Source organism: Streptomyces incarnatus (genome assembly GCF_001027185.1).
GTDB classification, from domain to species: domain Bacteria; phylum Actinomycetota; class Actinomycetes; order Streptomycetales; family Streptomycetaceae; genus Streptomyces; species Streptomyces puniciscabiei.
The window spans coordinates 711,878-733,315 of the sequence record NZ_CP011497.1 but is presented as its reverse complement, the minus strand read 5'-3'; the positions used below and the strand labels follow the sequence as shown (position 1 = coordinate 733,315).

The 21,438-nt window shown below is 73.4% G+C and carries 17 protein-coding genes; 6 read left to right on the top strand and 11 right to left on the bottom strand.

The annotated features are described in order from the left end of the window. Positions 1-29: 29 nt before the first annotated feature. From ABB07_RS03165 to ABB07_RS03150, 4 genes are all read right to left on the bottom strand, one after another. Entirely contained in the window at positions 30-1,283 is a 1,254-nt protein-coding gene (locus ABB07_RS03165) for an arsenic transporter (RefSeq protein WP_208903254.1), read from the bottom strand. Between the two features lie 64 nt (positions 1,284-1,347). Further along, on the bottom strand, positions 1,348-2,586 hold the full coding sequence (locus tag ABB07_RS03160) for a polysaccharide deacetylase family protein (RefSeq protein ID WP_208897120.1): 1,239 nt from the start codon (positions 2,584-2,586) through the stop codon (positions 1,348-1,350). 197 nt (positions 2,587-2,783) lie between these two features. Next, the gene (locus ABB07_RS03155; RefSeq protein ID WP_208897119.1) at positions 2,784-3,476 is read right to left on the bottom strand and encodes a DUF4232 domain-containing protein; all 693 of its coding nucleotides are present in this window, start codon (positions 3,474-3,476) and stop codon (positions 2,784-2,786) included. 152 nt (positions 3,477-3,628) lie between these two features. Next, positions 3,629-5,020 (bottom strand): serine/threonine-protein kinase, encoded by a 1,392-nt coding sequence (locus tag ABB07_RS03150; protein ID WP_208897118.1) that lies wholly within the window; start codon positions 5,018-5,020, stop codon positions 3,629-3,631. A 45-nt stretch (positions 5,021-5,065) separates the two neighbouring features. Between ABB07_RS03150 and ABB07_RS03145 the strand changes: the two genes are divergently transcribed. Further along, the gene (locus tag ABB07_RS03145) at positions 5,066-5,614 is read left to right on the top strand and encodes an RNA polymerase sigma factor (protein WP_208897117.1); all 549 of its coding nucleotides are present in this window, start codon (positions 5,066-5,068) and stop codon (positions 5,612-5,614) included. Between the two features lie 615 nt (positions 5,615-6,229). On the opposite strand, the gene ABB07_RS03140 is transcribed toward ABB07_RS03145, so the two are convergent. Further along, a complete protein-coding gene (locus tag ABB07_RS03140; RefSeq protein ID WP_208897116.1) occupies positions 6,230-8,629 on the bottom strand; it encodes a SpoIIE family protein phosphatase in 2,400 nt (799 codons plus the stop codon). A gap of 266 nt (positions 8,630-8,895) precedes the next feature. Between ABB07_RS03140 and ABB07_RS03135 the strand changes: the two genes are divergently transcribed. Further along, positions 8,896-11,994 carry a glycoside hydrolase family 2 TIM barrel-domain containing protein gene (locus tag ABB07_RS03135; protein ID WP_208897115.1) on the top strand — a complete coding sequence of 1,033 codons (3,099 nt, stop codon included), beginning with the start codon at positions 8,896-8,898 and terminating at the stop codon, positions 11,992-11,994. Positions 11,995-12,036: 42 nt separating this feature from the next. Here the strand turns inward: ABB07_RS03135 and ABB07_RS03130 are convergent, their stop codons facing one another. Continuing rightward, entirely contained in the window at positions 12,037-12,549 is a 513-nt protein-coding gene (locus ABB07_RS03130; protein WP_208897114.1) for a methylated-DNA--[protein]-cysteine S-methyltransferase, read from the bottom strand. Between the two features lie 197 nt (positions 12,550-12,746). Between ABB07_RS03130 and ABB07_RS03125 the strand changes: the two genes are divergently transcribed. The 3 genes from ABB07_RS03125 to ABB07_RS03115 all read left to right on the top strand — a co-directional run bounded on the left by ABB07_RS03125 (position 12,747) and on the right by ABB07_RS03115 (position 15,638). Further along, the gene (locus ABB07_RS03125; RefSeq protein ID WP_208897113.1) at positions 12,747-12,986 is read left to right on the top strand and encodes a hypothetical protein; all 240 of its coding nucleotides are present in this window, start codon (positions 12,747-12,749) and stop codon (positions 12,984-12,986) included. 3 nt (positions 12,987-12,989) lie between these two features. Continuing rightward, positions 12,990-13,367 carry a toxin Doc gene (locus tag ABB07_RS03120; RefSeq protein ID WP_142219268.1) on the top strand — a complete coding sequence of 126 codons (378 nt, stop codon included), beginning with the start codon at positions 12,990-12,992 and terminating at the stop codon, positions 13,365-13,367. Between the two features lie 549 nt (positions 13,368-13,916). Beyond that, positions 13,917-15,638 (top strand): RICIN domain-containing protein, encoded by a 1,722-nt coding sequence (locus ABB07_RS03115; RefSeq protein ID WP_208897112.1) that lies wholly within the window; start codon positions 13,917-13,919, stop codon positions 15,636-15,638. A gap of 310 nt (positions 15,639-15,948) precedes the next feature. On the opposite strand, the gene ABB07_RS03110 is transcribed toward ABB07_RS03115, so the two are convergent. From ABB07_RS03110 to ABB07_RS03100, 3 genes are all read right to left on the bottom strand, one after another. Next, positions 15,949-17,118, bottom strand: a complete 1,170-nt coding sequence (locus ABB07_RS03110) for a lactate 2-monooxygenase (RefSeq protein WP_208897111.1) — start codon at positions 17,116-17,118, stop codon at positions 15,949-15,951. Positions 17,119-17,299: 181 nt separating this feature from the next. Then, positions 17,300-18,901 (bottom strand): purine-cytosine permease family protein, encoded by a 1,602-nt coding sequence (locus tag ABB07_RS03105; RefSeq protein ID WP_208897110.1) that lies wholly within the window; start codon positions 18,899-18,901, stop codon positions 17,300-17,302. A 154-nt stretch (positions 18,902-19,055) separates the two neighbouring features. Continuing rightward, positions 19,056-19,619: a hypothetical protein gene (locus tag ABB07_RS03100; RefSeq protein ID WP_208897109.1), complete on the bottom strand. Its 564-nt coding sequence runs from the start codon at positions 19,617-19,619 to the stop codon at positions 19,056-19,058. Between the two features lie 335 nt (positions 19,620-19,954). Between ABB07_RS03100 and ABB07_RS03095 the strand changes: the two genes are divergently transcribed. Then, the gene (locus tag ABB07_RS03095) at positions 19,955-20,389 is read left to right on the top strand and encodes a protease inhibitor (RefSeq protein ID WP_208897108.1); all 435 of its coding nucleotides are present in this window, start codon (positions 19,955-19,957) and stop codon (positions 20,387-20,389) included. 198 nt (positions 20,390-20,587) lie between these two features. On the opposite strand, the gene ABB07_RS03090 is transcribed toward ABB07_RS03095, so the two are convergent. Together ABB07_RS03090 and ABB07_RS03085 are read right to left on the bottom strand one after the other, a co-directional pair. Next, positions 20,588-20,797 (bottom strand): CDGSH iron-sulfur domain-containing protein, encoded by a 210-nt coding sequence (locus ABB07_RS03090; RefSeq protein ID WP_208897107.1) that lies wholly within the window; start codon positions 20,795-20,797, stop codon positions 20,588-20,590. Continuing rightward, on the bottom strand, positions 20,778-21,431 hold the full coding sequence (locus ABB07_RS03085; protein WP_244189199.1) for a HemK2/MTQ2 family protein methyltransferase: 654 nt from the start codon (positions 21,429-21,431) through the stop codon (positions 20,778-20,780). Before ABB07_RS03085 ends, ABB07_RS03090 begins: the two co-directional genes overlap by 20 nt. Positions 21,432-21,438: the final 7 nt, after the last annotated feature.

The window sequence follows — 21,438 nt, the reverse complement described above, 5'->3', positions numbered from 1 at the left end:
GGTCGGCCTCCCTCGGCGCCCGTACGACCTCAGAGAACCTGCAGCGACCCCCACAGTGCCACCACCGCCACGGCGAGGGAGGACGGCACGGCGAGCAGGCCCAGCCGGGTGAACTCCCCGAGGTCCACCTCGTGCTCGTGCTGGTGCACGATCCGCCGCCAGAGCAGCGTGGCCAGCGAGCCCGCGTAGGTCAGGTTCGGGCCGATGTTCACCCCGAGCAGCACCGCCAGCACCGGGCCCGGCCCGGCCGGTGCGGCCGGCGGCAGCAGGACCAGCACCGCGGGCAGGTTGTTGATCAGGTTGGCCAGGACGGCGGCCGACGCGGCGATCCCGAGCAGCGCCGGCAGCCCGGTACCGCCCGGCAGGACATGTCCCAGCACGTCGGCGAGCCCGTTGTCGACGACCGCGCGCACCACGATGCCCAGCGCGAGGACGAACGCGAGGAAGGCCGGGGCCGCCGCGCGTACGACGGTCAGCGGGGTCGCCCTCCGCCGGGCCACCGCCCGCCCGGCCAGCACCAGCGCGCCCGCCGCCGCGACCCAGGCCGGCTCCACCCCGAACGCCGACGCCACCACGAATCCCGCCAGGGTGCAGGCCACCGTCACCAGGGCGAACAGGGGCAGCCGCGGCGGCGCACCGGTGTCCCCGCCCGTCGGTGCCGCCGTCGCGAGGTCCCGGGCGAAGAACCGCCGGAACACCAGGTACTCGGCGCCGATCGCCACCAGCCACGGCAGTGCCATCAGCGCCGCGAACCGGGTGAAGCTCAGCCCGCTCGCCGCGAACGCCAGCAGGTTCGTCAGATTGGACACCGGCAGCAGCAGCGACGCGGTGTTCGACAGGTGGGTGCAGGCGTAGACATGCGGTTTCGGCCGTACGCCGGTGCGCGCGGCCGTGGCGAAGACCACCGGGGTGAGCAGCACGATCGTGGCGTCCAGGCTGAGGACGGCGGTGATGGCGGACGCCAGCGCGAAGACCGCCGTCAGCAGCCGCACCGGCCGGCCCGCCGCCCACCGGGCCATCCACGCCCCGCAGGCCTGGAACAGCCCGTCCACATCACAGAAGTGAGCGAGCACCAGCACCGCCGCCAGGAACCCGACCACCGGCCCGAGCCGCTCCGCCTCGGCCCCGGCCTGGGCCGGCGAGATCGCCCCGGTCACGACCGCGAAGCCGGCGGCGGGCACCGCCATGACGGCCTCCGGCCACCCGAAGGGCCGTACCACCGCCCAGGCCAGCACGGCGACGAGCAGCACGGCGGACAGCGCTTCGGCGAGCGGGGCGTTCAGGGCGGGTCCTTCCGCAAAGGGTCAGAGAATGCCCGCCCATGAAAGCAGACCGATGCCGAACTGCTTACGACGTGCGGCTGCCCGCCGCGCCCAGGAACTCCTCCCAGCCGCCCGCCGGCGCCTGACCCGGCACCAGCGTGCGCAGCTTGCGCAGCACCGCCGGGTCCTGCGCCTCCAGCCAGGCCACCAGCTGCTTGAACGACACGAACCGCACGTCGTCGCCGTACGCGGCCATCTTCCCGATCGCCTCCTCGACGGCGTCCATGTAGATGCCGCCGTTCCAGCGCTCGAAGTGGTTGCCGATGAAGAAGGGGGCGCGGTTGGTGGTGTACGCCCGCTGGAAACCGGCGACATAGGCGTCGCGGGCCTGGGTGCGCCAGGCGTCGTACTGGGTGCGGTCGCCGTTCGGGTTGCCGGCGGACTGGTTGAACATCATGTTGTAGTCCATCGACAGCACCTGGAAGCCGTGCCCGGGGAACGGTATGGACTGCAGGGGGAAGTCCCAGATCTTCCCGCCCTGCACCTTGCCCGGCCAGATCTGCAGGCCGCCGGGGGAGCTGGCGTCGTACTTCCAGCCCAGCGCGGCCGCCGTGGGCAGCAGATTGGACTGGCCCTCCAGGCAGGGGGTACGGCCGCCGGTCAGCTCCTTGCGGTAGTCGAAGGGGAGCGGCTCGAGGTCGGTGAAGCCGGTGTTGGTCTTCCACTTGGTCACGAAGTCGACCGCCTGGTCTATCTCGCTGCGCCACTCCGCCGGGGACCAGTTGCGCACGCCGGTCGCGCCGCAGAAGTGCCCGTTGAAGTGGGTGCCGATCTCGTGGCCCTCCAGCCAGGCCGCGCGGACCTGCTGCAGGGTGGCGTGGATGTGCCGGTCGGCGAGGTAGCCGATGTCGGAGGCGCCGACCGGGTGCTGCGGCGGACGGTACAGGTGCTTCTTGGACTCGGGCAGCGTGTAGATGCCGCTGAGGAAGAACGTCATCTTGGCGCCGTGGTCGGCGGCGACCTTGCGGAACCGGGAGAACAGCTGGTTGCTCAGCTCGCCCGCGCCGTCCCAGGAGAACACCACGAACTGCGGGGGCTTCTGGCCCGGCTTCAGGCGCTCGGGCTTCGGCTGGTGCGGCTGGGGCCCGGTGTCGGCGGTGGAGCCGTCGCCGATCGGCTTCACCGGACGGGCCTGCGCGGTGCCCTTGCCGTCCGCCGGGCCGTCGACCCTCAGGCCGGTGCCGGAGGAGCACGCGGCCAGCGTGCCCAGGGCGCCCGCCGCCGCGCCCGCCGTCAGCACCCGCCTGCGCGATATCCCGCTCATCTTGTCCCCGATTTCCTTGTCACGGCCCCCGCAGGGCCTGCTCGCCGGTGTGGGTCGACGGGTTCGATGACGGGAGTCGTGGGAAAGATCGGGGCCTTCGGTGCCTGTTGCCGTCCTGTGACAGTTGTGGCGCGGACATGACGAACCCCGCTGCCCGGGCGCTGCGGCAGCGGGGTTCTCGGGGGTGTCCGGTCAGGTCAGGGAGCGGTGCCGGGGCTGAACACCGACAGGAAGACGGACGAGGAGTTCCCGGAGACGGGCACCGCTCCGCCCGTCCACACGACCTTCAGCGCGTCGCGCTCGTCCGGTGGTGTCACCAGCAGCGCGGCCGGGGTGGCCGTCTTGGCGCCGCTGATGCCGGGGTTGGAGAAGGTCAGCCCGGCCCACGCGCTCTGCCCGGGCCGCAGGGTGATGGTCGTCGGCGAGCCCGACTCACGCTTGGGGTCCGGGCCGAGCGGGCTGCCGGAGGCGCTGACGAACGCCGCGCCCGGATAGCCGTGCACGGTGCAGGTCCGGCCGGAGGTGTTGGTGAGGACGACGGGGAAGTTCTCCTGGCCGGCGCCCGGGTCGTTGCGGCCCACCGAGGCGCGCAGCTGGGAGGTGTGGCAGCGGGTGGTCGCCGCGGCCGTGGCCGTACCGCCGCCGCTCGCGGAGGGGGCCGCCTTGGAGGGGGCGGCCGGGACCGCACCGGTGGCCGTGGCGGCCGGGGCGGACGTGCCCGCCTCCGGGCTCTTCGTGGTGCCCGTCGCCGGCGCCGCCGTACCGGAGGCCGTGATCGGTGGGTTGGTGTGGACGTCCTTGCCGTTGCCACACGCGGTCAGGAGGCCCAGCACGGCGAACGTGCCCACGAGCAGGGCCCCGTGCCGCGCGGACCGGGATGTGTACACCATCTCGCTCAACACTCCTGGAGGTTCACGGCACGCACCGGAACGCGTGCCTCAGGGCGCGGGTGCGCCGTCCTCACACTCCGATGCGCGCAGGCCCGGAAAAGTTCGGCACACGCAGGATTCTCTTCCCCGCCGTGACCCTTCGCAGGCGCCCGTCAGGTCACGCTCAGCGAACGGAGTATGCCCTCGGTCGCGTCCCCGGCGCCCCGCTGGCGCACCTGCACGTACACCTGGGGCTGCCGGGTGCCGTCCGCCGGGACGAGCCCGGACTCCGTGACCGAGCCGCCGTCCGGGCAGCCGCTCCAGGCCCGCACCAGGCCGTGCCACCGGGCGTCGGCGAAGCCGCGGCTGCCGGAGTAGCGGCAGCCCGTGTGGGTGAGGGCCTTCACCCTGGCGGTGACGTCGCCGTGCTCGCTCATCCCGACGAACACGCCGTCCACCGGCGTGCTCAGATCGGGCCACCGGGTCAGGTCGTCGGCCACCACCAGCCCCGGTTCGTGGCCCTTGCCGAGCCCCAGCGCGCCCGGGTCCCAGCCGGAGTCGCGCAGCTCGCGGCCGAAGACCGCCGGCACCTCGACGGCGACCCGCCGGGTCGAGTCCGCGACCCGCACCTGGTCCGAGGAGCCGCCGTGGTGGATCACCAGGGTCACCGCGGTCGCGGCCGCTGCCGCGGCGAGGAGCGCGGCCACGGTCAGCGTCACCGTGTTCAGCCGGCCGCGCACGCCGTCCAGCCGCCGGGCGGGCCGCTGTGCGCGCGGTCCCGCCGCCAGCCGGTCCAGCTCGTCGGCGAACGCCTGCGCGCCGGGCCAGCGGCGCGCCCGGTCCGGCTCCAGCGCGCGCAGCAGCGCCCGCTCCACGTCCTGGCCGAGGTCCGGACGCAGCCGCCGGGGCAGTACGACCCGTCCCGGCGGGCCGGGGACACTCCCGGTGACCAGCTCATAGCCGACCGCGCCCAGGCTGTAGACGTCGGCGCGCTCGTCGATGCCCTCGCCGGGCTCCGCCTGCTCGGGCGGCTGATAGCCCGCCGAGCCCGCGGCCAGCGTGAGCACCGAGGCCTGCGCGAGGCTCTTGGCGAGCCCCAGATCGGCCAGCAGCACCCGCCGGGTGCCGTCCGGGGCGGTGTGCAGCAGCACGTTGGTCGGCTTGATGTCCCGGTGCACGATGCCCGCCTCGTGCAGCGCGGCGGCGGCCCGTGCGGCCTCGGCCGTCAGCGCGAGGGCGTGCCCCACCGGCAGCGGGCCGTGCACCAGCAGGTCGGCGAGGGTGCCGCCGTCGGCGTACTCCATCACGAAGTACGGCCTGCCGTCGGGCAGTTCGCCGATGTCGTAGACCTGCACCACGCGGCTGGACCCGGCCCGGCGCAGCAGCCGGGCCTCGGACAGGAAGCGGTCCCTGATGTCGAGCCGGTGCGCCCAGTTGTCGGCGAGGACCTTCAGTGCGACCGGGGCCTGGAGCTCGTCGTCGTGGGCGAGCCAGACCGTGGCGAAGGCGCCGGTGCCCAGCGGCCGTTCGAGGCGGTAGCGGCCGATCCGCCCTTGGGATTGCATACGACTATCATGCCTGCCCTGAGATCGACTCGAAGGGGGACCCCGGTGCAGGACCAGGCGCCGATGGAAGACCTCGCCCGGCGGGCCGCCGCCGGCGACAGCGCGGCCCTGGACCGGCTGCTCACCGAGATCCGGCCGGAGGTGCTGCGCCGCTGCGGGCGCTTCCTGCCGTGCCGGGAGGACGCGGAGGAGGCGGCCCAGGACGTGCTGCTCCAGGTGGCCCGGCACATCTCCCGCTTCGAGGGGCGCAGCCGCTTCGGGACCTGGCTGTACACGGTGGTCGCCAACTGCTGCCGGCAGAAGTACCGCGAGCTGAAGCGGCGGGCCGCCGAGCAGCCGGCCGCCATCGAGCCCTCGTACGCCGTCGACCCGCGCACCACCAGCGTCATCGCCGGCTCCCGGGTGGACCTGCTGGAGGCGCTGGACCGGCTCGAGCGGACCCATCCGCACCTGGTCGCGCCGCTGGTCTACCGGGACATCTGCCAGCTGGACTACGCCGAGGTCGCCGAACGCGTCGGCATCCCCCTCGGCACCCTCAAGTCCCGCCTGCACGAGGCCCGCAAACAGGTACGACCGTGGCTGACGGGCGGCTGAACCCTTCACCGGGGTGACGGCGGGCGTCGTGCCCGTGGGCCGACGGGCCGAAGGGGGCCGACGGGCCGGACGGGGTCGGACCTGAAGGGCCGGCGAGCCGAATGGGGGGACCTGAAGGGCTGGTGAGGCGGATGGGCGCTGTCGGGCAGAAGCGGACACGTGCGCAGGGCGGCCCCCAGAGCCTGAAGGGGCGCCCCGCCGGCACAGGCTGCCGTGTCTGGAAGGGACGCCGAGCAGAAGCGGACCGTCGTGCGTCGGCGGACGGTCGGGTCGGAGGGGCTGCCGTGCCGAAGGCGGGCCCCGTGCCCTGAGGCCGGCCGTTCTGCTGGAAGGTCCTGCGGGTCTCCGATCGGATGGCTGCTTCGGCTCCGGTACCCCTACGGCTCGCCTCTCCTCAGGCGGTGGGTTCCGTGGCCGGTGTGGTGCCTTCGGGCTGGCTGGTCGGAGGGGCTGCCGAGTCGAAGCGGGTCGGCGCGCCGGAGGCGGCCGTGGTGGTATCCGAGCGGCCCAGAGCCGGAGGCGGGCGGTCGGGCCGGAAGTGTGCCGCGTGGTCGGCGGCCCCTCGGGCGGTGCGGTCCTGGCGGCTGCCCCGGCTCAGCGGGCCTCTTCGAGGGACTACCGGTCCTCCTCGAACAGTGGCAGTTCCGCCCAGATCGTCTTGCCCTCCGGGGTGTGCCGGCTGCCCCAGCGCTGGGTGAGCTGGGCGACCAGGAGCAGGCCGCGGCCGCCCTCGTCGAAGATCTTGGCCCGGCGCAGGTGCGGGGCGGTGGGGCTGGTGTCGGACACCTCGCAGATCAGCGTGGCCGCGTCGTGGATCAGGCGGAGCCGGATCGGGTGGGAGCCGTAGCGGATGGCGTTGGTGACCAGCTCGCTGACCACCAGCTCCGCGGTGAACGCGGCCTCGCTCAGCCCCCAGGTGTCCAGCTGCTCCACGACCTGTTTGCGGATCGGCCCGACCAGTGCCGGGTCGGCCGGGATGTCCCAGGTCGCCACCTGCGAGGCGGGCAGGCCCTGGGTGCGGGCGAGCAGCAGCGCCACGTCGTCCGCGGAGCCCCCGCCCGGCAGCAGGCTGTGCAGGACGTGGTCACACGTTCCGTCCAGGGAATCGGCGTACGTGCCGAGCGCGTCGTACAGCATCGCGCGGCTCGTCTCCGGATCCCGGTCCCGGGACCACACCAGACCGTCCGTGTACAGCGCGAGCACCGTGCCCTCGGGCAGTTCCACCTCGGTGGCCTCGAAGGGCAGCCCGCCGAGGCCCAGCGGCGGACCGGCGGGCATGTCCAGCGCCTGGGGCGCACCGCCCGGCCGCAGCACCACGGGCGGCGGATGCCCGGCGCGGGCCAGGGTGCAGCGCCGGGACACCGGGTCGTAGACGGCGTACAGGCAGGTCGCGCCGACCTCTCCGGGACTGCCGGCCTCGCCCGGGCTGGTGGCGCTGCCGGACTCCTCCGACAGCCGGACCACCAGGTCGTCCAGGTGGGTGAGCAGCTCGTCCGGGGCGAGGTCGATGTCGGCGAGGGTGCGCACGGCCGTCCGCAGCCGCCCCATGGTGGCCGAGGCCTCGACACCGTGCCCGACGACGTCCCCGACGACCATCGCGACCCGCATCCCGGACAGCGGGATGACGTCGAACCAGTCGCCGCCCACCCCGGCCCGCGCGGCCGGCAGATAGCGGGAGGAGGCCTCCAGCGCGGCCGTGCGCGGCAGGGTGCGGGGCAGCAGGCTGCGCTGGAGCGCGAGCGCGGTCTCCCGCTCGCGGGAGTAACGGCGGGCGTTGTCGATGCAGACGGCGGCCCGGGTGGTGATCTCCTCGGCGAGCAGCCGGTCGTCCCCGGCGAACGGGTCCGGCCGCCGGTGCCGGGCGAACACCGCGACACCGAGGGTGAGCCCGCGGGCCCGGATCGGCACCGACATCGAGGAGTGGACGCCGAATCCGCGCACCCGTTCGCCCCGCTCGGCGCTCCGGGCGAGCCACGACCGCATCTCGCCCGCCGCCACCGAGGCGATGATCGTGCGGCTCGAGGTCAGCGCGTCCGCCTGGGGCGAGCCGGCCGGGTACTCCTCGGTTTGCCCGGGCTTCAGCACCGCCTCCGGCACGCCGTCCAGGACCGACTGGTGGGCGGCCCGGCACAGGGTGAGCGGTGCCGAGAGGCGGGCCGGGGGCTCGCCGCCGTAGTCCTGCGGATCCAGCAGGTCGATGGTGACGAAGTCGGCGAGCGCGGGCACGCACACGTCCGCCAGCTCCTGTGCCGTACGGGTCACGTCGAGCGTGGTGCCGACGCGCTCGCTCGCCGCGTTCACCAGCTGCAGCCGCTGGCGGGCCCGGTAGTTGTCGGTGACGTCGTGCGTGGCCAGACTCACCCCGTGCACCCGGCCCTGGGCGTCCCTGACCGGGGCCATCCGGGCGAGCCAGGCGTGGGCGCGGTCCTCGGCGCCGACGCGGGCGTAGGTCTGCACGTCGAGCGGGCTGCCGGTGGTCAGCACCTGGAGCATGCCCTGCTCCAGGTCCTCGCTCTGCGGCTTGCCGCCGATCTCCGCGAGCCGCAGCCCGCGCAGGCGCTCCTCGGGCAGACCGATGACGTCGGCCATCGCCTCGTTCATCCGGCGCAGCCGCAGCTCGGTGTCGTACACGGCGACGGCGCACGGCGACTGGAGCAGTCCCGCCGCGGCGAGCGGGTCGTCCTCGGCGGGTGGTTCCGTGCCGGGCAACGGGGTCACCACGAGCCAGCTGCCGCCGTGTCCGTCCTGCGCCGGCCGGCGGTGGGCGAGCAGCCACACCGGGACGGTACGGCCGTCGCGGTGGCGCAGTCCGACCGTTCCCTCCCAGCGCGGGCCCGTGGGCGGGTCCGGGATGTCCGCCGCGGCCAGGAGCCGGGCGGCCGGACGGCCCACGACGGCGTCCGCCGGGTGGCCGAGCAGGCGCCTGGCGCCGTCGTTCCACTCGACCAGCGTTCCGTCCTCGTCGATGACAGCCCGGGCCGTCGCCGCGTCGTCGAACGGGTAGACCCGGCTCATCGTCGCCGCTCCCAGCGCACACTCACAGTGAACAGGTGGCACCTCTCGTGTTCCAGCGTAGTGCTTCGGGGACTCCCGCGACCCCGCGACCGCCGCCCTCTCCGGCCGGTCGGTCGAACACGGTCAAGGGGGAAATCCGGCCGATGTGCCGGTGGGAGCGGTCTCCGGGCTCCTGACCCTTGACGATCGTGTGTGGCAGGCCGTCAGAATCTGTTTGTTCACGATCAGTTGTGAGTACTTCTGGGCCCTGATGAGGGAGAGCCGCCATGACGGTCACTCGCCGATCGGTTCTGGTCGCCGCCACCGCGACACCCGCGGCCGGAGCGCTGCTGAGCATCCCCGCCGCCCCGGCCGCGGCCGCCGCCGAGGCGTCCGCGGGCACCGGCGGACGCCACACCGTGCCCCTGCGGGACGGCTGGCGCTTCGCCCTGGTCGACCCGGGCGGCATCACGGATCCCACCGGCGCCTACGCACAGGCCGCCGATCCCGGCTACGACGACTCGGCCTGGCGCGAGGTCGCCGTCCCGCACGACTGGAGCATCGAGCAGACCCCCACCACCGACCACGGCACCACCAGCGGCACCGGCTTCCTCCCGGGCGGCCTCGGCTGGTACCGGCTCGCCTTCACCCTGCCGCCGGCCTACGCGGGCAAGCGGATCTCGGTGGAGTTCGACGGCGTCTACATGGACTCGTACGTCTACTGCAACGGCACGGAAGCCGGCCGCCATCCCTACGGCTACACCGGCTTCGCCCTCGACCTCACCGGCCTCGTGCACACCGACGGCAGCACGCCCAACGTGCTCGCGGTGCAGGTGCGGAACCAGCTGCCGAGCAGCCGCTGGTACTCCGGCAGCGGCATCTACCGCGAGGCCCGGCTCGTGATCACCGAACCGGTGCACGTGGCGCGCTGTGGCACCTACATCACGACCCTCGAGGTCTCGGCCGGCAGCGCCGTCGTCCGGGTCGCGACGACCGTGCTGAACGAGTCCGGCGCCGGCACGGACGTACGGATCCTGTCCCGGATCACCGGACCCGACGGCCGCACGGTGGCCCGCGCGTCCAGCACGGCCGCCGTCTCCGACCGGGCCACGGAGACCCATGAACTCACCGTCGGCAAGCCCCTGTTGTGGGACTTCGCCACCCCGGAGCACCGCTACACCCTGCACACCGAGCTGCGCGTCGCGGGCCGCACCACCGACAACTGCAGCACACCCTTCGGTATCCGCACCTACCGCTTCGACCCCGAGGAGGGCTTCTCCCTCAACGGCGCGTACACCAAGATCAAGGGTGTCGACCTGCACCACGACCAGGGCGCGCTCGGCGCCGCGATCAGCATCGACGCGGTGCGCAGACAGATGCGGATCATGAAGTCGATGGGGGTCAACGCCTTCCGCACCTCCCACAACCCGCCCTCGCCGCAGATGATCCAGGTCTGCGAGGAACTCGGCATCGTGATGATGGTGGAGGCCTTCGACTGCTGGCGCACCGGCAAGACGAAGTACGACTACGGCCGCTTCTTCGACGAGTGGTGCGAGAAGGACGCCACCGAGATGGTCCTGGCCGCCCGGAACTCACCGGCCGTCGTCCTGTGGTCCATCGGCAACGAGATACCCGACTCCACCTCCACGGCCGGGCTCGCGATGGCCGACCGGATCATCGGCGCGATCAAGGCCGCCGACGACACCCGGCCGGTGGTGATCGGCTCGAACAAGTACCACGGCGTGCCCGCTGCCGGCTCCCCGGCCGACCTCATGCTCGCCAAGCTCGACGGCCTGGGCCTCAACTACAACACGGCCAAGTCGGTCGACGCGCTGCACGCCCGGTACCCCCACCTGTTCCTCTTCGAGTCCGAGTCCTCCTCGGAGACCTCCACCCGGGGCGCGTACCAGGAGCCCGAACACCTCAACACCGGGGAGAACCACACGCCGGGCAAGCGGGAGACCTCCTCCTACGACAACAACCTCGCCTCCTGGACGATGAGCGGCGAGTACGGGCACAAGAAGGACCGAGACCGCAAGTGGTTCGCGGGGCAGTTCCTGTGGTCCGGCATCGACTACATCGGCGAGCCGACCCCGTACGACGTCTTCCCGGTCAAGACGTCCTTCTTCGGCGCGGTCGACACGGCCGGCTTCCCCAAGGACATGTACCACCTCTTCAGGAGCCAGTGGACGAGCGAGCCGATGGTCCATCTGCTGCCGATGACCTGGAACCACCAGGAGGGCGACACGGTCGAGGTCTGGGCGTACGCCAACGTGCCGTCGGTCGAGCTGTTCCTCAACGGTAAGTCCCTCGGCGTACGGCGGTTCGACGTCAAGCGGACCACCGACGGCCGCGGCTACCTGGAGACCACAGAGGCCACGGGCGACGACAAGACCTTCACCGACGGCCCCTACCCGGGCAGTTACACCAGCCCCACCGGCAGCGCCGGCAAGCTGCACCTGACCTGGAAAGTGCCGTACCAGCCGGGCGAGTTGAAGGCGGTGGCCCGGCGGGACGGCAAGGTGGTCGCCACCGACGTCCTCCGCACGGCCGGCGCAGCGCACGCCGTACGCCTCACGGCGGACCGGAAGTCGCTCGCCGCCGACGGCCGCTCGCTGGTCTTCGTCACCGCCGAGATCGTCGACGCGCACGGCGTGGTGGTGCCCGACGCCGGGCACCTGATCACCTTCGACGTCGGCGGCGGCTCCCTGGCCGGGGTCGACAACGGCCGCGAGGAGAGCGCCGAGCGCTACCAGGCGAGCACCCGCACCGCGTTCCACGGCAAGGCCCTCGCCATCGTCCGCTCCGGCACGGAGCCGGGCCCCCTGACGGTCACCGCACGGGCGGACGGCCTGCGCACCGGTACGGCGAGCGTGTCCACGACCCCGGCGCGCGAGACGGCCCGCACCCCGGCGCCCATCTTCCGGCCCGAGCACCCGTCGCCCCCGCACCACCCCATCGCGGACGCCAGTTACTCCGGCCGTTCGGACACCCTGCCCGCCGCGATGCTCGACGGCGACCCCGCCACCGGCTGGTCCAACGCCTTCGCCAAGTCGCCCACCGCGCTGCTGCCCGCGTTCGACGGCGCACGCGCCGAGGACTGGGTCTCGGTGGACTTCGGGCGCGCCCGGACCTTCGACCGGGTGGCGGTCTCCTTCACCGTGGACTCCACCCATGCCCTGCCGGCGAAGGCCGAGGTGGCCGTGTGGGACGGGCGTACCCACGTCCCGGTCACGGGCGCCGAGGTGGAGTGGGCCACCGCCTCGGACAGCCCGACGGTGATCACCTTCGACGCGGTACGGGGCTCCCGGCTGCGGCTGACCCTCACGAGCGCCGCTCCGGGGCAGGCGAAGGGAGCGGTGCGGATCAGCCGGCTGGAGGTGTGACACCCGGAGCGGCTCCTTGCCGCAGGGGCATGACCGCCGCCTTCACCCCAGGGCCGGCTGCAGCGCACCCTCGTGCGTGAGCAGCCACAGCTTGCGCTCGGCTCCGGCCGCGTACCCGCGCATCGAGCCGTCCGCCCCGATCACCCGGTGGCAGGGGCGGACGAGCAGAACGGGGTTGGCGCCGAGCGCCCGGCCCACCGCGCGCAGATCGGCGCGCGGCACGCCCAGCCGGGCGGCCAGCTCGCCGTACGTGGTCGTCGTGCCGTAGGGGATCTCCTCCAGGGCCTGCCACACCGCCCGCTGGAACGGGGTGCCGGTGGCGGCGAGCGGCAGCTCGAAACGGGTGCGGCGGCCCGCGAAGTAGGCGTCCAGCTGCCGGTGCGCCTCGGCGAACGGTCCGTCGTCGCGGTCCTCGGCGCGGACGGCGGGCGCGCCGCGCTGCCCCGGCATGGCGAGTGAGCCGAGCGTCAGGCCGCCCGCCGGCGAGACCGTGCCGGTCAGCAACAGGTCGCCCAGCGGGCTCGGATGGACGGTGTGGACGGTGCGTGTGCTCATCGGGGTGCTCCTCGTGTCTCATCGTCGGCTGCGTCCGTCGCGTCGCCGGCCACGTCCGTGCTGCCGAGTCTGCTGCGCCGGGCGCCCGGTGACCGGCGGAAATCGGACAAGGCTCTCGGGCCGCCCCGGTACCACGGAAAAGAGTGCTTGACCTGGCGATATTTACGGGTAAGTACCCGCGCGGTACGGTGAGGGGCATGCCAGCTCTCAACGTGGAGTTCAGCGAACGGGAACTCGAGGACCTGCGGCAGATCGCCAAGGAGCGCGGTACGTCCATGAAGGCCCTCGTGCGCGAGGCCGCCGCCGCCGACATAGCCCGGCACCGGGCCCTGCAGGAGGGCGCCGCGGCCTTCCGGCAGTTCTTCGCCGCGCACGCCGAGGAGTTCGCCGCGGCCTTCCCCGACGACGAGCCCCCAGCGAAGGACGAGGCCGCCTGACGCATGCCCTCCGTCATCCACATCGACGTCCCCTGGCTGCTCCAGCGCCATGAGGAGGTCCTGCCCGACCAGCCCGCGGTCGACGACTTCTCCGCGCTGGTCGCCGCCGTCGCCCGGCACCGCGTGGATCCGCCCCGGCTCGGCGTGGACTCCGACCCCGCCTGGCGGGCCGCGGCCCTGCTGCACACCCTCGCCCTGCTCAAGCCGCTGCCCGCGGCCAACGCCCGCTTCGCCTGCGCGACCGCCGTGGCCTACATGTTCGTCAGCGGCGTCGGCATCGACCCGCCCTACGGCGCCCTCGTCGACCTCGCCCGCGATCTGATCTCCGGCAAGACCGACGTGTACGGCGCCGCCGACCGGCTGCGGTCCTGGCAGATCTGAGCGAGCCCCCGCCAGGACCCGTCCCGCCCCGGCCGGCGGGGGAAGCCGCCGGGGGCCGCCGGCCGGGGCAGGGTGGGCGGGGCCGCCGGCCGAGGGCGGGAGGAACGGGGCCGGCGGCCGGTGTCGCACGGGACAGCCGCCCCCGGCTCTCGGCTGCGCTCGAGCCGGGGGACCCCCACCCCGTGCGGGGCCTTCCGAGGGGCCGGTCCCAGTCCACTACCGGCCCGCCCACCCCGGAAGCGTGCGCGGCCCCGCCGCTCTGTGCGCGTACTTCACACGGGGCGCACGAAATTCCGAGAACCGGTCCACGGGTACAGACAGAGGACAGCCGCAGGGCCGCGTTCTGACTTTCTTTCAAAACGGTCGAGATTGTGCGGACGCCCTGTTGTTCGTGTGGAAGTTGTGCAAGGGTTGACACGACCGTGCGGGGGGTAAAATCCGGAGTTCCTCCGGCAGTTGCAGAACTTCACCGGCCGAGCGCCGGCCCATTCCTTCCCGCGCGGCGCAGAGGTACGCATCAACGCACGTCGCACCAAAGGAACCCGCTCAGTGCCCACCCCCCACCCCCCTCGTCCCCCCTATCCGCCGGGCGGCGACCCCGGGGAATCCGACGAGTCGCTCGCCGGTCCACTGCGGGCCGGATCCGACGCGGAGGCCTCCCGGTCCGCCGCCCTGCTGATGGCCCGGCACTGGCAGCCGGCGCACGACTACGCGGTCGTCTGCCTGGCCCTGACCGGGCCGCTCGCCCACATGGTCACCGCCACCGCCTTCCACCAGGTCCTCGGCCGGCTCGCGCTCGGCGAAGGCGCGGAGGCGCTGCGGCCCCGGCTGCTCGTGGCGGTCCGGGACACGGTCGTCAACTGGTCCGGCACCGACCGGGTCACCGCCGTGCTGCCCGGACTCGGAAAACCCGCCGGAGGCCGCGGTATGCGCGCCGCGAAGACCCTGATACCGGAAAACCGCGCCCTCTCCGACCATTCATTCCACGCGCTTCCCCGGCTGGAGCAGGCGGTGCTCTGGCACATCGAGGTGGAGGCCGAACCGATAACCGTTCCCGCCGGACTGCTCGGCATGGACGTCGAGAGCGCGACGGCCGCACTGGAACAGGCGCGCGAGAAATTCCGGGAAGGCCTGGTACGCGCCCACCGGGAACTCGCTCCCGGCAAGGAATGCCGCTACTACAACCGTCTCCTCGACGTTCCGATCCGGCGCGGCGGCGCCCTCCTGCCCGACGTCCAGGAACACCTGTCCGCCTGTTCCTACTGCCGGCACGCAGCCGAGCAACTGGGCCACGCCGACGCCGCGTTGGGCGTGCTGCTCGCCGAGGCCGTGCTCGGCTGGGGCGCCCGCCGCTATCTCGACTCGCGCCCCGGCCGCCGCCCCGGTACCGCCCGTGGCCGCGGTGGCTCCCGGCGCTCCGGCGGACGCCGGCGCGGCGGTGACCGGCCCGGCCTGCTCGCCCGCGCCGCCCTGCCCGGCACCCGGCGGCGCGCCGACGGCGAACCCCGGACCGGGATCCCGGTGTCCCGTGGCCGGCGGCGCGGCGGCGAGCCCGGACCGCTCGCCCGAGTCCCCGGCACCGCCTGGTCGTCCAGGACCCTGCTCACCGGCGTCGGCGTGGCCTCGGCGGGGTTGCTCGCGACCGTCCTCGCGATCAGCGTGTGGCCGGACGGCGGCGACGGCACCGACCCGGTCGCCTCCACCAGCGCGGTCCCCGGCGGCGCCGCCGGCCAGTCCCCGCCCGCCTCCGCCACCGCGCCCGGCACCGTGGGGCTGCCCGCCGCCGGCCGCCCCACCCGGCTGCGCAACGCCGCCGCCGGCCTGTGCCTGGACATCAAGGGCACGCCCGAGGCCGGTGCGGGCGCGGTCCTCGCCGTCTGCTCCTCGGCACCGACCCAGCGGTGGACGTACGAGGCCGACGGACGCCTGCGCAGCGCGGCCGCCGTGGGGCTGTGCCTGGACTCGCACGCCGACGCGGGGGTGGTGATCCTCGGCACCTGCGCGGACGCCGGCGCGCGGCGGGGCGACGACGTGCGGTACGACCTCACCGCGCAGGGCGAGTTGCTGCCCCGCTGGGACGGGACGCTGGCCCTCGCCACCTCCGCCGACACCGTGGGCGCCGACCTCGTGGTCAAGGTCCGCGACGGCTCGTCCGGCCAGCGCTGGGCAACCGACACGCCCTCACCGAGCCCCGGCTCCCTCTCCATCGAAGCGCCCCGTAGGGGCGCGGGGAACTGCGCGACAAGCCAAGACGGTGCGGCAGACGCCTGACGACGTGCCGCGGCACCCGGCGGGGCGTACTCGGCGAGTTCCCTCTCCATCGCCGGCACGCAAGCGCCCCGAAGGGGCGCGGGGAACTGCGCGACAAGCCGAGACGGCGCGGCAGACGCCTGACGACGTGCCGCGGCACCCGGCGGGGCGTACTCGGCGAGCTCCGTCTCCATCGCCGGCACGCAAGCGCCCCGAAGGGGCGCGGGGAACTGCGCGACAAGCCGAGACGGCGCAGCAGACGCCCAACGACCTGCCGCGGCACCCCGCGGAGCGCTTCGCGGCACCCCCGCGGAGCGCTCCGCGGACACCGTCAGTTCGGCTCCTCGACCAGGTCCGTCCGCGTCACCGTGCCCGGGCCGGTGTGCCCCGACAGGGCGAGCGTCAGGTCGAACTCCGCCAGCACGCACCGGATGACATGTTCCACGCCCGCCTGCCCGTCCAGCCCGAGCCCGTAGACGTACGGCCGTCCGAGGAGCACGGCGCGCGCGCCGAGGGCCAGCGCCTTGAACACGTCGTCGCCGGTGCGCACCCCGCTGTCGAACAGCACCGTCAGCCGGTCGCCGACCGCGTCCGCGACCCGGGGCAGCGCGTCGGCCGCGGCGACCGAGCCGGCCACCTGCCGGCCGCCGTGGTTGGAGACCACCACGCCGTCCACTCCGGCGTCGGCGGCGAGCCGGGCGTCGTCCGGGTGCAGGATGCCCTTGAGCACGATCGGGCCGTCCCAGTGCTCCCGCAGGAACGCCAGGTCCGGCCAGGTGTGGCCGGCGTCCCCGAACAGGCCGAGGAAGTGCATGACCGCCGCGTTCGGGTCCTCGTGCACGGGCCGCGCGAGCCCCGCCTCGAACGCCGGGTCGGTGAAGTAGTTCGCGGTGCCCACCCCGTGCAGGAACGGCAGATACGCCTGGTCCAGGTCGCGCGGCCGCCACGCCAGCAGCGGGGTGTCCAGGGTCACCACGAGCACCGAGAACCCGGCGGCCTTCGCCCGGCTGAGGAAACTCCGCGTCACCTCACGGTCCTTGCCCCAGTACAGCTGGAACCACCGCTCGGCGTCCCCCATCGCCTCGGCGACCTGCTCCATCGGGGTGTTCGACGCCGAGGAGAGGATGTACGGCACGCCCTGCGCGGCGGCGGCGCGGGCGGCGGCGGACTCGGCGTCCGGATGCATGATCGACAGCACGCCGACGGGCGCCAGCGCCAGCGGCGCCGGCAGGGCCCTGCCCAGCACCTCGACCGAGAGATCGCGCTCGGCCACGTCGCGCAGCATGCGCGGCACGATCCGGCGCCGGGCGAGCGCGGCCCGGTTCGCGCGGGCCGTGCTGCCGTCGCCCGCGCTTCCCGCCACGTAGCCCACCGGGCCCGGACCGAGCCGGTGTTCGGCCAGTTCCTCCAGCCGGGTCGGGTCGGTGGGGAGCCGGGGCACGGCACCCGTCATCCCGTTCAGATAGATCTCGTACTGGAAGTCCGCCCAGTGCTTCGCCATCCGGCCGTCCCGCCTCTCGTCGCTGAGTACGCGTGCAGCCCGACGATACTGGCGGGTAGCCGGGATCTGAGGCGGCGGGTGGCCGCCCGGCTCGGAGTCCGGACCGCCGGCCGTTGGCGCGGACGCGGTCGGTCCGCTCGCCGGTGCAGGGAACGTCGGGTCCGGCGGCGCGCGGTCCGGGCTAGGGCACGGAGCTGTCAACGGCCTCTTCGCGATCCGTCGTCGACGCCCCGGGCCCGGTGATCGCGGGCACCGGGACCTCGGCCGTGGGCACCAGCCGGGCGCCCTCGGGCCCGTACGCCGCCCGGGGCTCGGGGAACAGCCGCAGCAGCGTCAGGAACAGGACCGCGGCCACCGCGAGCGACAGCGGCAGGCTGATGTCGACCCCGTTCGCCAGGTTCCCCAGCGGGCCGACGAACTGACCCGGGATGTTCGTGAACAGCACGCCGAGCACCGCCGCCACCCACCAGGCGGTCATACCGCGCCAGTTCCAGCCGTGCGCGAACCAGTAACGGCCGCCGCGCTGACGGCGGTTGAAGACCTGCAGCGCGTCGGGGTCGTACCAGCCGCGGCGGGTGAAGAAGCCGAGCATCATCACGACCATCCACGGCGTGGTGCAGGTGATGATCATCGTGGCGAAGGTCGAGATCGACCGCACGAGGTCCAGGCCGAACCGGCCGACGAAGATGAACGCGATGGACACCACGCCGACCAGCAGCGTCGCCCGCACACGGGACAGCCTCGGGAACACCGAGGAGAAGTCCAGGCCGGTGCCGTACAGGGAGGTGGTGCCGGTCGACAAGCCGCCGATCAGGGCGAGCAGACACACCGGCAGGAAGAACCAGCCCGGCGAGATCGCCAGCAGCCCGCCCACGAAGTCGGGCGCGGCCGGGTCGACGTACGCCGGCGCCTTCGTCGCGATGATGCTCGCGGTCGCCAGGCCGAAGACGAACGGCAGCAGGGTCGCGATCTGGGACAGGAACGCGGCGCCGACCACCCTGCGGCGCGGGGTCCCGGCCGGGATGTAGCGCGACCAGTCGCCGAGGAACGCGCCGAAGGACACCGGGTTGGACAGCACGATCAGGGCCGCGCCGATGAACGAGGGCCAGAACGCCGACCCGGGGGCCTTCGCCGCCGCGTCCGCCGAGGCGGTGAACGCACCGGCGTACGACGGGTCGAAGTCACCGGCGAAGGCGATCGCGCCCAGCAGGAACAGCGCGGTCGCCGAAGTCACCGCGATCTTGTTGACGAACAGCATGAACCGGAAGCCGTAGACGCACACCGCGAGCACCAGCCCGGCGAACAGGGCGTACGCGACGACGTACGACGCGGTGCCGCGCTGCAGGCCGAACAGCCGGTGCGCGCCGCCGACCAGGGCGTCGCCCGAGCTCCACACCGAGATGGAGAAGAACGCGACGGCCGTCAGCAGTGACAGGAACGAGCCCACCACCCGGCCGTGCACGCCCAGGTGCGCGGAGGACGAGACCGCGTTGTTGGTCCCGTTGACCGGCCCGAACACGGCCATCGGGCACAGGATCAGGGCGCCCGCCACGACACCGAGGACGGTGGCCGCGAGTCCCTGCCAGAAGGAGAGCCCGAACAGGATCGGGAACGCGCCGAGCACGCAGGTGGAGAAGGTGTTGGCGCCGCCGAAGGCGACCCGGAACAGGTCCAGCGGGGTCGCGGTGCGGTCCGCGTCGGGGATGCGCTCGACGCCGTAGGGCTCGACCTCGGTGAGGGACGGCGGCGGCGCGGTCGGCGAGTCGGGGGACTGAGGGGGCACGGAGGGCTCCAGCGAGGTCGCGGCGATGGAGCGCTGGGTGGCGCGGCGGTGGCGGACGGCCCTTGTGCCGCAGGGGTGTTGCGGCATGGCAAGGGCCGCCCGGAGCGGTCTGCCGACGGTACGGCTGCGGCGCGGACCCCTGCCAGAGGATGATTCATCCATCTTCGCCGTCGTCGGTGGAGGAATCGGCCACCTCCTCCGCGTCGGGTCCCTGCGCCCGTACCCGCTGGACGTGTTCCAGCGACTCGCGCAGCTCGGTCAGCCAGTCCTCGGTGTGCCGCTGGACCAGGCGCACGCACCACGCGAGGGCGTCACTGCGGCTGCGGGCGACGCCGGAGGCGATGAGGGTGTCCAGCACCTGGCGCTCCGGCTGGCGCAGCCGGGTCATGACCGGCGCGGCCACATGGGTGAACAGGGCGCGCTCCGGGCCGCACACCACCCCCCACGAGACCTTGCGGCGGAACAGGTGCTCGGCCTCGCGGGCCACCTCCATCCGGTCCTCACGGGTCCGCTCCCGGAACTCCTGGATCCGGGCGCGCAGGGCGGTCTCCCGCTCGGCGTCCGAGGCGCCCTCGGCGAGCCGGGGCTCGCGGATGCGGCCGATCACCGTGATCTCCTCGCGGTCGGCGGTGATCTCGGCCGGTTCCTCGAAGAGACCGTCCGGCAGGCGGCCGGCGAACCAGCCCCGCAGCTTCTCTTTCTGCTCCGGTGTAATCATGTAATCAGCATTACTCCGCCGTGTTCATGAACGCAAGGAGTCGTGAAGGCATCGTGAAAGCTTTCACTCGCAGTGAACCCGGAATGTTTCAGGCCGATTAACGAGCCGGTGATTTTCGGCCATGTGACCGCTTGCTGCGATCAAGACCCGCTCAGTTGCGCGGTCAGGCTCTTTCATTTCCGTAACTTCACGCCACTGTTTCAACACGCAAGGTTACTGAAAGCGGTGGGTTCGATGTGTGTTTCGGCGGCGGACTCGGCAGAGTGGCGCTCGCCGCTCCGGCACCGACCGAGCCGGAGCCGGCACTCGTCTATCCGAGCGGAAGGATGCACACAATGCGGAACACCGCGCGCTGGGCAGCGGCCCTCGGCCTCACGGCCGCCGCCGTTTGCGGACCCCTGACCGGGGCCGCCGTCGCTGCACCGGGCGCCGCCCCGTCGTCGCTCTACGCCCCCTCGGCGCTGGTCCTCACCACCGGCCACGGCAGCGACGCGGCCATGGCCACCCCGGAGCGCGCCGTCACCCTGACCTGCGCGCCCACGGCCTCCGGAACCCATCCGGCAGCGGCGGCGGCCTGCGCCGAACTGCGCGGCACCGGCGGCGACTTCGACGCCCTGAAGCCCGCCGGCGACGTGTGGTGCAACAAGCTGTACGACCCGGTCGTCGTCACCGTCCAGGGCGTCTGGCAGGGCAAGCGCGTCTCCTACGAGCGCACCTTCGGCAACACGTGCGTGCGGGACTCCGTGGGCGGCGGCGTCTTCGCCTTCTAGGACCGGGATCGCAGCCGGGCCCCGTATACGCCGGAAAAGGTCCGCAACCGGGGAGTGCGGCCCCTGGAGCGGGGAACCTGCGATCTCGTACCGGAGCCGACGGGCGGAGTGGGGCCGCCCGCCGGTTTCCGGGCACACAGCCGCTCCCCGGGAGGCCTGTGGGGGGCTTTCCCGGGGAGCGGCGAAAAACAGCCCGTTTCAGCCGGTGTCCCTGGCCTTGCGACGATGACTCGTGTCGCACCAGGGATAGCGGCGACTGCGCCCGCAGGTGCACAGGGCGACACGGAAACGGTCCGAGCGCACCGTGGTGCCGTCCTCCAACTCGACCTCCACCGGCCCCTCCACGAGCAGCGGCCCCTGCCGCCGCACCGTGATCCGGCGGGCCCGGTCAGCGCGCTCGTTCGGCACGGACGACCACCAGCTCCTCCTCGTGCGCGGACGGCGCGAGCAGACCGCGCCGGCGCAGCCAGTCCTCCCGTGCGCGCAGCACCGGACCGAAGGGGATCCAGCGGCGCCGGACCACCGCAGCCTTCAGCCGGGCGGCGCGCAGCAGTCGCACGGTGCGGTCGGGATCGCTGAGCGCGGAGTGCACGATCAGCAGCACGCCTCCGGGACGCAGCAGTACGGGCGCGTCCCGGCAGATCCGGTCCAGCAGCAGCCGGCCGTCCTGGCCCGCGTCCCAGGCCCGGGCCCGGCCGCGCGGCCCGCGTCCGGCACCGGGTGCGGGAACGTACGGCGGGTTCGCGAGGATGAGGTCGTACGTGCGGCCCCGCACCGGCCCGAAGAGGTTGCCGCGCCGGATCCGCACCGGCAGCCCGGTCAGCCAGGCGTTCATCCGGGCCGTCCACACCGCGAGCCGGGACACGTCCACCGCGGTCACCTCGGCACCGCGCCGGGCCGCCTCCAGGGCCAGCGCACCGCTGCCGGTGCCCACGTCGAGCACCCGGGCGCCGGGCGGCGGGGCCTCCTCGCGGAGGGACTCGGCCAGCAACTCGGTGTCGTCCTGCGGGGCGTACACGCCCGGAAGAACCAGTGCGATCACATCGCGC

What these genes read in the sequence shown, in the direction of transcription:
- ABB07_RS03140 (WP_208897116.1), bottom strand. Translation starts at nt 8,629, where the DNA reads ATGAGCCGGGTCTACCCGTTCGACGACGCGGCGACGGCCCGGGCTGTC.
- ABB07_RS03125 (WP_208897113.1), top strand. Translation starts at nt 12,747, where the DNA reads ATGCCAGCTCTCAACGTGGAGTTCAGCGAACGGGAACTCGAGGACCTG.
- ABB07_RS03130 (WP_208897114.1), bottom strand. Translation starts at nt 12,549, where the DNA reads ATGAGCACACGCACCGTCCACACCGTCCATCCGAGCCCGCTGGGCGAC.
- ABB07_RS03095 (WP_208897108.1), top strand. Translation starts at nt 19,955, where the DNA reads ATGCGGAACACCGCGCGCTGGGCAGCGGCCCTCGGCCTCACGGCCGCC.
- ABB07_RS03110 (WP_208897111.1), bottom strand. Translation starts at nt 17,118, where the DNA reads ATGGCGAAGCACTGGGCGGACTTCCAGTACGAGATCTATCTGAACGGG.
- ABB07_RS03150 (WP_208897118.1), bottom strand. Translation starts at nt 5,020, where the DNA reads ATGCAATCCCAAGGGCGGATCGGCCGCTACCGCCTCGAACGGCCGCTG.
- ABB07_RS03120 (WP_142219268.1), top strand. Translation starts at nt 12,990, where the DNA reads ATGCCCTCCGTCATCCACATCGACGTCCCCTGGCTGCTCCAGCGCCAT.
- ABB07_RS03100 (WP_208897109.1), bottom strand. Translation starts at nt 19,619, where the DNA reads ATGATTACACCGGAGCAGAAAGAGAAGCTGCGGGGCTGGTTCGCCGGC.
- ABB07_RS03155 (WP_208897119.1), bottom strand. Translation starts at nt 3,476, where the DNA reads ATGGTGTACACATCCCGGTCCGCGCGGCACGGGGCCCTGCTCGTGGGC.
- ABB07_RS03135 (WP_208897115.1), top strand. Translation starts at nt 8,896, where the DNA reads ATGACGGTCACTCGCCGATCGGTTCTGGTCGCCGCCACCGCGACACCC.
- ABB07_RS03160 (WP_208897120.1), bottom strand. Translation starts at nt 2,586, where the DNA reads ATGAGCGGGATATCGCGCAGGCGGGTGCTGACGGCGGGCGCGGCGGCG.